8 protein-coding genes are annotated in these 10668 nt (G+C 46.9%); 7 read left to right on the top strand and 1 reads right to left on the bottom strand.

The window, feature by feature from the left end; translation table 11 throughout:
* Window positions 1–391: 391 nt before the first annotated feature.
* The 4 genes from TES5_RS03425 to pheT all read left to right on the top strand — a co-directional run bounded on the left by TES5_RS03425 (window position 392) and on the right by pheT (window position 5596).
* Entirely contained in the window at window positions 392–1150 is a 759-nt protein-coding gene (locus TES5_RS03425; protein ID WP_068559806.1) for a TrmH family RNA methyltransferase, read from the top strand.
* 339 nt (window positions 1151–1489) lie between these two features.
* Window positions 1490–1801, top strand: a complete 312-nt coding sequence (locus tag TES5_RS03420; RefSeq protein WP_068559845.1) for a winged helix-turn-helix transcriptional regulator — start codon at window positions 1490–1492, stop codon at window positions 1799–1801.
* Window positions 1802–2130: 329 nt separating this feature from the next.
* Window positions 2131–3177, top strand: coding sequence for a phenylalanine--tRNA ligase subunit alpha (gene pheS / locus TES5_RS03415; protein WP_068559803.1), 1047 nt, complete (start codon window positions 2131–2133; stop codon window positions 3175–3177).
* Window positions 3178–3181: 4 nt separating this feature from the next.
* Entirely contained in the window at window positions 3182–5596 is a 2415-nt protein-coding gene (gene pheT / locus TES5_RS03410; RefSeq protein WP_068559801.1) for a phenylalanine--tRNA ligase subunit beta, read from the top strand.
* A 72-nt stretch (window positions 5597–5668) separates the two neighbouring features.
* Here pheT and rnhC read toward each other — a convergent pair whose 3' ends face one another.
* On the bottom strand, window positions 5669–6619 hold the full coding sequence (rnhC, locus tag TES5_RS03405) for a ribonuclease HIII (RefSeq protein WP_068559800.1): 951 nt from the start codon (window positions 6617–6619) through the stop codon (window positions 5669–5671).
* 222 nt (window positions 6620–6841) lie between these two features.
* On the opposite strand from rnhC, the gene TES5_RS03400 reads away from it, so the two are divergent.
* The 3 genes from TES5_RS03400 to TES5_RS03390 all read left to right on the top strand — a co-directional run bounded on the left by TES5_RS03400 (window position 6842) and on the right by TES5_RS03390 (window position 10665).
* Window positions 6842–7633, top strand: coding sequence for a cell division protein ZapA (locus TES5_RS03400; protein WP_068559798.1), 792 nt, complete (start codon window positions 6842–6844; stop codon window positions 7631–7633).
* Window positions 7634–7659: 26 nt separating this feature from the next.
* Window positions 7660–8205, top strand: coding sequence for a CvpA family protein (locus TES5_RS03395; RefSeq protein ID WP_068559796.1), 546 nt, complete (start codon window positions 7660–7662; stop codon window positions 8203–8205).
* A gap of 84 nt (window positions 8206–8289) precedes the next feature.
* The gene (locus tag TES5_RS03390) at window positions 8290–10665 is read left to right on the top strand and encodes an endonuclease MutS2 (RefSeq protein WP_068559794.1); all 2376 of its coding nucleotides are present in this window, start codon (window positions 8290–8292) and stop codon (window positions 10663–10665) included.
* The last annotated feature ends 3 nt before the right edge of the window (window positions 10666–10668 follow it).

Here is a 10668-nt window from a genome sequence, read left to right as displayed (position 1 = left end):
AGAAGCAGATGATAGTCCAACTTTTCAACTTTTTCGATCAAAGGCAGTTCATCGACTTTGAGCTTCTGGTAATTTAAATTATCCGGAGCAGTTAACTGAGGCATACGGGAATTTTTCGTCAACAGGATTACTAGCTTCATTAACGCAAGAATAATCATTCGTTGACGCTTGATAATATCAACTAAATAGGTTAATAATAGAGGTAGCAACTTGTCATCTTCCTTTCTTTTGGGGAAATAGTGCGGTGTAGTTACCATTACTATTAACCAAAAATTGGGGGGTGGCAAGTTGTTTTTGTCGTTAACCCCGTTAAATCAACGAAAAAATACAAAATTGAACGTCTGGCAGAGCTAAACTTTGACAGTACGATGTTGAACTGAGGGGTTACAAAATGGAAAAGATAGTATCGATGAAAAATCAAAAAGTAAAACAATGGAAAAAACTGCAGACGACTAAAGGCCGGAAAGAGGCGAGGGCTTATCTGATCGAAGGGACACACCTTCTGAAGGAGGCCATCAAAGCAAATGCGATCATCCAAGAAATCGTGATGACGGAAACTTTTTTCCAGCAGTCGGATCTGAAGATTGCGGAAGAAGTCATCGTCATCGTTTCACCGGAAATCCTCGCCAGCTTGGCCCAGACCGAGACGCCGCAAGGAGTCGTTGCGATCGTTAAGATTCCTGAAGACACTCCGATTTTGGATTACAAAGGGAAATATATCCTTTTGGATCAGGTGCAGGATCCTGGGAATGTCGGCACCATCATCCGAACAGCGGATGCTGCCGGTTATTCTGCTGTCTTTTTAGGTGAGGGATCGGTTGATCTGTACAATGATAAAGTATTGCGTTCTATGCAAGGTAGTCATTTCCATCTGCCGGTTCATCGCGCCGCTTTGCAAGAGTTGATACCTGAAATGAAGAGTAAAGGCATGCGCGTTTACGGAACCGAACTGAACGAAGCTGCCGTCGATTACCGCACTCTTCCTCCGACCGATACGGTTGTATTGGTAATGGGTAACGAAGGAAATGGTGTTTCTGAAAAAATATTGGCACTAACGGATCAGAATCTTTACATTCCGATTTTTGGTGAAGCCGAGTCCCTGAATGTTGCGGTTGCGGCGGGTATCTTGCTTTATCACTTCGTCGGCTGAAGAAATCTGTAAAAAATCGCAATTTTTTCATTTAAACATGAAAAAGTATTGCCTTTGTGAAATTCCTATCCTATTATAAGAAGCAGACATGAACTTTTTGTACAGCTTGCAAGCTGGTTGCCGAATGTTCGTGAATATTTTTCGTGAAGTTATTCTTAATTCGATGGAAATATTCGGTGCCTGTAAGCATTTTTCTGGGGAACCGATTCAGTTAGTGCTGTTTGCGGGATAGGATGCTTATTTTTTGTAAACATTTTGTGACAAAAGGCACATTCCCTTTGACAGGGGAAATGAGGGTGTTTATAATAGGTCAAAGAGGTGAAGGCTGTGAATGAAATGCTGGAAGTAAAAAAATGTATTTGTCCAAAATTCGAAAAGACATTCTCTATTTTAGGGAAGAAATGGACCGGCTTAATCATCGAAGTCTTGATGGACGGAGATAAACGATTCAAGGAATTGGCCGCACAGATACCTAATGTCAGTGATCGAGTATTAGTTGAACGCTTAAAAGAGCTGGAAGATGAAAAAATTGTGGTAAGAACAGAAAATCCTGCGGCGGCAATCAAAGTGATGTACGGATTGTCGGAAAAAGGTAAGGCATTGAACAGTGTGATGCAGGAAATCCAAACTTGGTCGGATGCGTGGGTCTGAATCCGAACTTGACGGAAACGCCATTTCCGGTTAAACTGGCAAAGTAAGTAAAATGAATACGAAAAGCGTTGAAGGGAACCTTCACAATCTGCAACTTTTTTCAGGGAATAATGGCCATTGACTGCGAGCCTTTATAGAAGATGATTGTGTTTTTTCACTCCCCGAGCTGACTTTGGGATTTGCCCTGTGCAATGAATAAAGTTCCGGTTTATTACCGTTAAACAAATGAAGTGTCGTTGCTTGCAACGAAACAAGGGTGGTACCACGAAAATCTCGTCCCTTACCGGGGACGGGATTTTTTTGCATTTTTTATGAGAAGGGGACTGAACATGGAATTAAAAGAGAAATTACAAACGTTACGTATAGATGCCTTGCAGCAAGTCGAATCTGCAGAGGATCTGCAGGCATTGAATCAAGTCCGCATTTCCTATTTAGGGAAAAAAGGGCCAATCACAGAAGCTTTGAGAGGGATGAAGGATCTGAGCCCTGAAGAGCGTCCCGTCATCGGAACGTTGGCGAATGAACTGCGCGACGACATCGAAGCCGCAATCCAAGCCAAAAAAGATGCGCTTGAAATTAAAAAAATGGAAGCTGAAATTGCGGCTGAAACGATCGATGTCACCCTACCGGGCAAAAAAATCGCCCAAGGCACGACACACGTATTAACGCAGATCAACGAGGAAATCGAAGACCTGTTTTTGGGGATGGGTTACAAAATCGTTGATGGTCCAGAGGTCGAGCAGGACAGCTACAATTTCGAAAAGATGAATCTCCCGAAAGATCATCCGGCCCGCGATATGCAGGACACTTTCTACATCACCGATGAATTGTTGTTGCGTACGCATACGTCACCTGTCCAAGCGCGCACGATGGAGAAGCATGATTTTTCCAAAGGTCCGTTGAAGATGATCAGCCCTGGGAAAGTCTATCGCCGTGACAGCGATGATGCGACCCACTCGCACCAGTTCCACCAGATTGAAGGATTGGTCATCGGAGAGAACATCACTTTGGCTGATCTAAAGGGGACCCTTGCCGTCTTCGCCAAAAAATTGTTCGGGGAAGAACGTGAAATCCGTTTACGCCCTAGCTACTTCCCGTTCACGGAACCTTCTGTGGAGGTCGATGTCAGCTGCTTCAAGTGTGGCGGATCCGGCTGTAACGTCTGCAAACAAACCGGCTGGATTGAAATCCTGGGTTCAGGTATTGTCCATCCCAATGTTCTGGAAATGTCTGGAATTGACTCTACGAAATACTCCGGATTTGCATTTGGTCTAGGCCAGGAACGTGTAGCGATGTTGAAATATGGTGTTGATGACATCCGCCACTTCTACCAAAATGATATCCGATTCTTAAGTCAATTCGATGTAAAGGAGTAACATAATGAAAGTATCCTATAAATGGTTAAAAGAATATTTAGATCTATCAGATGTAACACCAGATGAATTAGCGGAAAAAATGTCGCGTACCGGTATTGAAGTGGATGACGTCATCTATCCGGGCAAAGGTTTGTCAAAGATCGTCGTCGGGGAAACGTTGTCCGTAGTCGACCATCCTGATTCAGACCATCTGCATGTCTGCCAAGTAAATATCGGGACTGAGGAACCGATCCAGATTGTCTGTGGTGCACCGAATGTAGCTGCTGGCCAGAAAGTCATCGTGGCTTTGCATGGCGCGCGGATCACCGGCAACGCAAAAATCAAGAAAGGTAAGATGCGCGGCCAAGAATCGAACGGGATGATCTGTTCATTGGCTGAATTGGGCTACTCGGAAAGCGTTGTTTCAAAAAAATATGCGGACGGGATATTTGTCCTGCCTGCTGAAGCTGTTCCCGGAACAGAAGTCGTTGACTTGTTGGAACTGGATGATGCAATCCTGGACATCGATATCACGCCGAACCGTGCCGATGCTTTAAGCATGCGCGGATCCGCCTATGAAGTTGCAGCCATCTACAACAAAGCATTGAAATTCCCGGAGGCTCCGGTTTCTGAAAAAACAGGTTCTGTTACGGAGTACATCAAAGTTGCCGTTGAGGACACGAACGATGCGCCTGCCTATCATATCCAAGTGATCAAAGACGTAAAAATTGCGGAAAGTCCGCTTTGGCTGCAGAATAAACTGATGAACGGCGGTATCCGTCCGATCAACAACGTAGTCGACATCACGAATTATATCCTGTTGGAATACGGCCAGCCATTGCATGCTTTCGATTATGATCAAATCGGTTCTAAGGAAATCATTGTCCGTCGTGCCAAAGAGAATGAAATGATGACTACTCTTGACGGAGTGGAAAGAACGCTGGACACGGATAACATCGTCATCACGAACGGCACTGTGCCGATTGCATTGGCGGGCGTCATGGGCGGTCTGGATTCAGAAATCACCGATGAAACCGTGACTGTCGCTTTGGAAGCGGCTTTGTTCAATCCGGTTTTGATCCGCAAAACAGCTGGGAAGTTCAACTTGCGCAGCGAATCCAGTTCCCGTTTCGAAAAAGGCATCAACGTCGCAACAATCCGCACAGCCGGAGAACATGCCGCTGAACTGATCCATGAGTTGGCAGGGGGCACTATCATTGCCGGCACGGCTTCCGTGGATACGGTAGAAGTGAAGGACACAGAAGTGATCATCACCTTGGAAAAAATCAACCGTTCGCTGGGGACCGCCATTTCCAGCGGTGAAGTGACTGCCATCTTTAACCAGTTGGGTTTTGCCTCGACGTTTGACGGCGAAACATTCACCGTTGCTGTTCCACCGAGAAGATGGGACATTTCCATCTATGCGGACATCTTGGAAGAAGTTGCACGCATTTACGGATACGACAACCTTCCGGAAACATTGCCGATCACACCGGCGTTGCCGACTGCATTGACGCCTAAACAACACACAATGCGCATCACCAGAAGATTCATGGAAGGTGCGGGACTGACCCAAAACATCAGTTATGTTCTGACCACCGCCGAAAAAGCGCGGGAATACGCAGTCGAAGACAAGGAAGGCATCCGTTTGGCCTGGCCTATGAGTGAAGACCGCAGCACGTTGCGGATGAACTTGTTGAGCACGCTTTTGGACAACGCCGCTTACAACGTTGCCCGCAAGAATACGGATATCCAGTTTTACGAAATCGGTCGCGTCTTCTTCCCGTCTGCTGATAGCGTATTGCCGATCGAAGCAGAACGTTTGGCCGGTGTCATGACAGGAATGGCCTATCAAAAAGACTGGCAAATGGCTGCCGAACCCGTCAACTTTTATCATGCCAAAGGAGTATTGGACGGATATTTCGAGACGATGGGCCTGAGCGACCAGATTCGTTTTGAAGCTGCCAAGGACCTGAAATGGATGCATCCAGGCAGAACGGCTGCCGTTTACCTGGGCGATGTCTATATCGGTTATGTCGGACAGGTCCATCCGGCTACGGCAAATACCTATGACCTGAAGGAAACATATGCTTTCGAAATCGATTTCGAAGCGATCATCGCCGCACCGAAGGAAGGGATCACGCAACAGCCGATCCCTAAATTCCCTGGCGTGACCCGCGATGTGGCTTTATTGGTGGATGAGACCGTAACACACCAACAAATCGTCAAGACCATCAAGGAAAACGGCGGGAAATTCCTGAAGGATATCCACCTGTTCGACATCTATCAAGGCAAAGGCATTGAGGACGGCAAGAAGTCAGTTGCTTATTCTATGTCATTCCTGAATCCTGAAGCGACGCTTGTCGATGAAGACATCAACAAAGCCTTCACGAAATTGGTCGCAGCTTTGGAAACCGAATGTGGAGCAGTGATCCGTTAATGGGCCAACTTGCTTCATTTTTCTGAACAACAAAAAAACGATTCGCCGTTTATTGGGCGAATCGTTTTTTTACTATGTATTCGCTAATCGGATGGCTTTTTGGGTGTTTGCGAAGTGTAGTTTCGTGTATTTGTCCAGCAGTTCCAAGCCGCCTTCACGATACATTTCCGCAGCGATCAGATCGACGTTGGCGCCGGCGCCTGAAGGGATCGGATAACCGGAGGCTGCGGTCATGTCCGCCAAAGTCTTCAGGAAGTAGTAGCGGGCGATGATGGAAGCCGCCGCCACCGCCAGATGGTGGGATTCGCCTTTTGTCTGGAAATAAATATTTTCCTTCACTTGCACTTTTTGATCGGCGATATGTTTGAAATACGTGGAAGGCAATTCAAACTGATCGACCAGGATCGCTTTGGGCTTTTCCGGCTCGATTTTATTCAACAGCTGATCGAGGACTTGGTTATGCAGCAATGCCTTCATTTTACCCTGAGACATCGTTGGTTGGACCTCATTGTATTTTTCGGGCATCAAGTTGATGACGCTGTGCGGAACATGCTCCAACAATTGCTTCGCAATGGTGATGATGCGGGCATCGGTCAAAGCTTTTGAGTCTTGAACGCCCATCTTTTTCAGCAACGGTAATTGGTCGGCGGATGCATAGACGGCACAGACCGTAAGTGGTCCGAAATAGCTGCCGTTGCCCACTTCATCGCTGCCGATGACGGACCATTCGGAAAAACCTGCAGGGAGCCCGGTTTTGTTCGGAATCTCTTTTTTCAGTCCGTTTTTTGCGGAATGGGATTTAGTGGCCACAATCTGGTCGCCGGATGCTTGCCACTGCGCTGCTTCGCTTTCGGCGTTCTGGCCTTGAAACAGCACTTTCCCGGAGTTGTAACCGGTGATGGTGGTCTGGTTCTTCTTGGCTGTGAAAAGGCTGTGCGGCACTGGTTTCACAGCATAATCCTGATAAAAGACGGCCATCTTTTTCAGTTGGCCCATCGTTACTTTCAATACGACATTAGACAATATCCTCATCCTTGCTCTATTTAATTTCTCTGTACTGCTTATTTATAATAGTATTCCTTATTCTATCACATGAAGTTGTCTTCTTCATGGGGAATTGCTGCAGAGTGGATCAGCTATTTCAGGACAGCAGGACAGGATTGGCAACATAAAGAGGTTTATACTGCAATTCGTCGGATTTATGTTAAAATATATTAGACAGTTTTTTAATGGAGGCATTTGAATATGACGGAAAACAAGAGAAGATTCAAAACGATTATAGCAGGAAAGACCTATACGATTGTGGGAAATAAAGCACCTGAGCATTTGACTGCTGTATCGGAGTTGGTCAATGCGCAGTTGGAACAGATCAAACAAGCAGCACCGGCGCTTGGCCGGGAGGAGCGCGGCATCCTAGTGGCTGTGAACGCCATTTCCGATCAGATCACGAAACAACTTGAGATGGAAGAGCTGTTGCTGAAGGTGGCGAAGCTAGAGGAGGCTTTGCAGGAAAGCCATAGCGTTACACACTCCGCTTCCGTTGAGGAAACAGAACAGACTGAGCCGGAGAAGACTTTAGCCGAGACACCTAAACCTGAAACGATTGCCGACGTTGAGCAAAAAACTGAGGCTGTTCCCCTGGCAGAGGAGAAAGCAGCTATACAAACAAGTGAATCCAAGACAGCGGTGGTTGAAACGCCCGAAAAGGAACACAATGCAGAAAAGATGGCCGATAGTGCGGCCGCTAAGAAGGCCTTGCCTGAATTTTCCCGGAAAAAGCGCGACGACAAGAGTCAACTCGTGACTTCTATGCCAGCGACAATCAGTGAACTGCAGCAAGCGGCCCGCGAAGCAAGTGAGTTACCTGCCAGGAAATCCAATTCGAAATTGACGAAGACGACAACCGCTTCCGAGGCGACGTTGAAACGGGTACAACACAGAAATCAAGTACGTTCGGCTTTGGGTGTCAACAGAAATGCAGAAAATACCATCCCGCCATACATAAAGAATCACGAGCACGACGGAAAAAAGAAGTAAAAAGACTGTAGAAATCAGGTGAAAAAATGCTTACGTTTATCATAGTGCTTACGTTGCTGAGGGGCATCTATACGGGCGTCAGAAGAGGTCTTATTCTGCAGATTGTCTATACAGTGGGGTATTTCATATCTTTCTTGGTTGCCAGAGAATACTATACCGTGATCGCAGCAAAAATCGATCTGCTGGTCCCATATCCATCCATCGAGTTCGGTAAAGAATTGATTTTTTACACAGAAGAGGTATCGTTCGTCCTGGATCAGGCGTTTTATAACGGATTGGCGTTCATCTTGTTGTTGTTCGCAGGCTGGCTGGTCACGAGATTTGTCGGGAGCATGCTGAACTCATTGGCATTCTTCCCGATCATCAAACAATTGAACCAACTGGGAGGCGGCGTCCTTGGATTCCTGATGCACTACATCGGAATCTTCCTGTTGCTGACGCTCGCATCCATGATTCCGATGGATTTCATTCAACAGCTCTATGTCGAAAGCGATCTTGCGGCTTTTATGGTGTCCGAAACGCCTTACTTCTCACGCTTGATCTACGACTGGTGGATCGGCATCATTCAGTAAAGACAGTTGGTTAAACAGAAAGGGACCGTATAGCGTTACTATATCGTCCCGCTTTTTTGGAGAAAGCACTTTTAGGAGAATCAGATGAATAATAAAATAAGCAGAACGTTAGAGTTCGAAAAAATAAAACAACAACTCCAGAATTTTGCGGCAACAGATCAAGGGATAGATAAAATTCAGGCATTGCGGCCTGAAATCGATCAAGAAAAAGTCGTTGCCTTGCAGAATGAAACGGAAGACGGCAGAAAGGTACTGCGCCTGAAAGGCGGGATTCCGATGCCAAGGCTAAAATCCATCCGCAGCCATCTGAAGCGTCTTGAGATAGGCGGCACTTTGAATGGTAAAGAAATCGCCGAAATCGGTCGGGTATTGTCGACCACAAGAGAAATCATCCAGTTCTTCCAATGGTTCGAAGACAACGAGATTCCCTTCTTTGTCCTGGATGAACTGGTTGCTGGGCTGGTTGTATTGCCGGAAATCACAAGGAGGATCCAAGCAACAGTCTATGAAGATGGGACGATACAGAATGATGCCTCTCCCGCATTGAAAGGGATACGCACGGGAATCAAACAGGGCGAACAGAATATCCGGACCAAGTTGGATGACATCATCAGAGGCAATAAGGCATCCTACCTTAGCGATGCCATCATCACGATCCGCAATGACCGTTTTGTGATTCCAGTAAAGGTAGAATACCGTAATCAATTCGGCGGTATTGTCCATGACCAAAGCTCGACGGGTCAGACGCTTTACATTGAACCGCAAGCCATCCTGGATCTGAATAATCATCTGCGCCAGTTGGCTGCACAGGAGAAAGCGGAAATCGAACGGATTTTGTATGAATTATCGATGGAAATCGAGCCTTTCACACAGGAATTGTACGGGAACAGCGAAGTGCTGGCAACTCTGGATTTCATCAATGCAAAAGCGCGTTATGCCGATTCCCTGAAGGCGACACGCCCGATCATCAGCAAAGAGAATCATATCGCCATCTGGAAAGCCAGACACCCGCTCATCGATCAGAATGACGTTGTCGCGAATGATCTGATCCTCGGCGAAGCCTATCAAGCCATCGTTATTACTGGTCCGAACACGGGCGGAAAAACGATCATGCTGAAAACACTCGGAATCATCCAAATGATGGGCCAATCAGGCCTTCAGATACCGGCGGATGAGGACAGTCAAATCGGTATTTTCACAGAAATTTTTGCGGATATCGGTGATGAGCAGTCAATTGAACAGAGCCTGAGTACATTCTCTTCGCATATGACCAACATCGTTTCGATCCTCAATCAGATCGACGATAAAAGTCTCGTGCTTTTGGATGAGTTGGGTTCCGGTACCGATCCACAAGAGGGCGCGTCCCTGGCCATCTCAATTTTAGACTATATCGGTGGCATCGGCAGCTATGTCATGGCCACTACCCATTATCCTGAACTGAAAGCCTACGGATACAATCGCTCTGGCACGATCAATGCCAGCATGGAATTCAACGTTGAGACTTTGGCGCCGACCTATCGCCTGCAGATCGGCGTTCCCGGGCGAAGTAACGCCTTCGATATCTCAAAACGCCTCGGCCTAAACCCGAGTATCATCGATCAGGCGCGCGGTTTCATTGATGTGGACAGCCAAAACCTGAACGAGATGATCGCGGATCTGGAACAGAAGCGACGCGTCACCGAAAAAGAATCCTTGCAGCTCCAAGCGCAGTTGGAAGAATCCGACAAGTTATTGGCGGACCTGAAGCGAGCCAACGAAAAACTGGAAACAAACAAGGAAAAAATCATCGAGGACGCGAAAAAAGAAGCCAACAAATTGGTTGATACGGCGAAAGAAGAGGCGGAATTCCTGTTGCAGGAAATCCGTGAGATGCAACTGAACATGGGGAAATCCGGTAGTATCAAAGAGCATGAATTGATCGATCTGCGCAGACAATTCAATGACTTGCGCCAAGAAGAGTCTTTAGCCAAAAATAAAGTCCTGCGCAAAGAGAAAGAGAAAAAAATGTTCAAGCCGGGTGATGAAGTCATTACGGAAACATATGGCCAGCGGGGGACGCTCGTCGAAAAGAAAGGCAATTCCGAATGGGTCGTCCAGATGGGCATCATGAAGATGAAGTTGCCGGAATCGGACCTCAGGCTGATCAAAGAAGAGCCGCAGCAACAAAAAAGACAACGTCAGATGGCCACTGTCAAATCATCTTCATCCAGTCATGTCGCGACCCAGCTCGATCTGAGAGGCCAGCGCTATGAAGAAGCATTGGCGGAAGTCGATCAGTATTTGGATGCTGCTTTGTTGGCGGGCTATCCGCAAGTGACTATCGTTCATGGGAAAGGGACAGGTGCACTCCGCAAAGGGGTCGGCGATTTATTGAAGCGTCACCCACAAGTGCTTTCCTACGAGTATGCACCGGTGAATGCTGGGGGAAACGGTGCGACAATCGTAACGTTCCGCGGCTGAGCA

Origin of the sequence: Trichococcus sp. ES5, from assembly GCF_900067165.1 — a bacterium.
Taxonomy (GTDB): domain Bacteria; phylum Bacillota; class Bacilli; order Lactobacillales; family Aerococcaceae; genus Trichococcus; species Trichococcus flocculiformis.
Note: the sequence above shows the minus strand (reverse complement) of the source record. Positions and strands in the feature narration are given on the sequence as shown.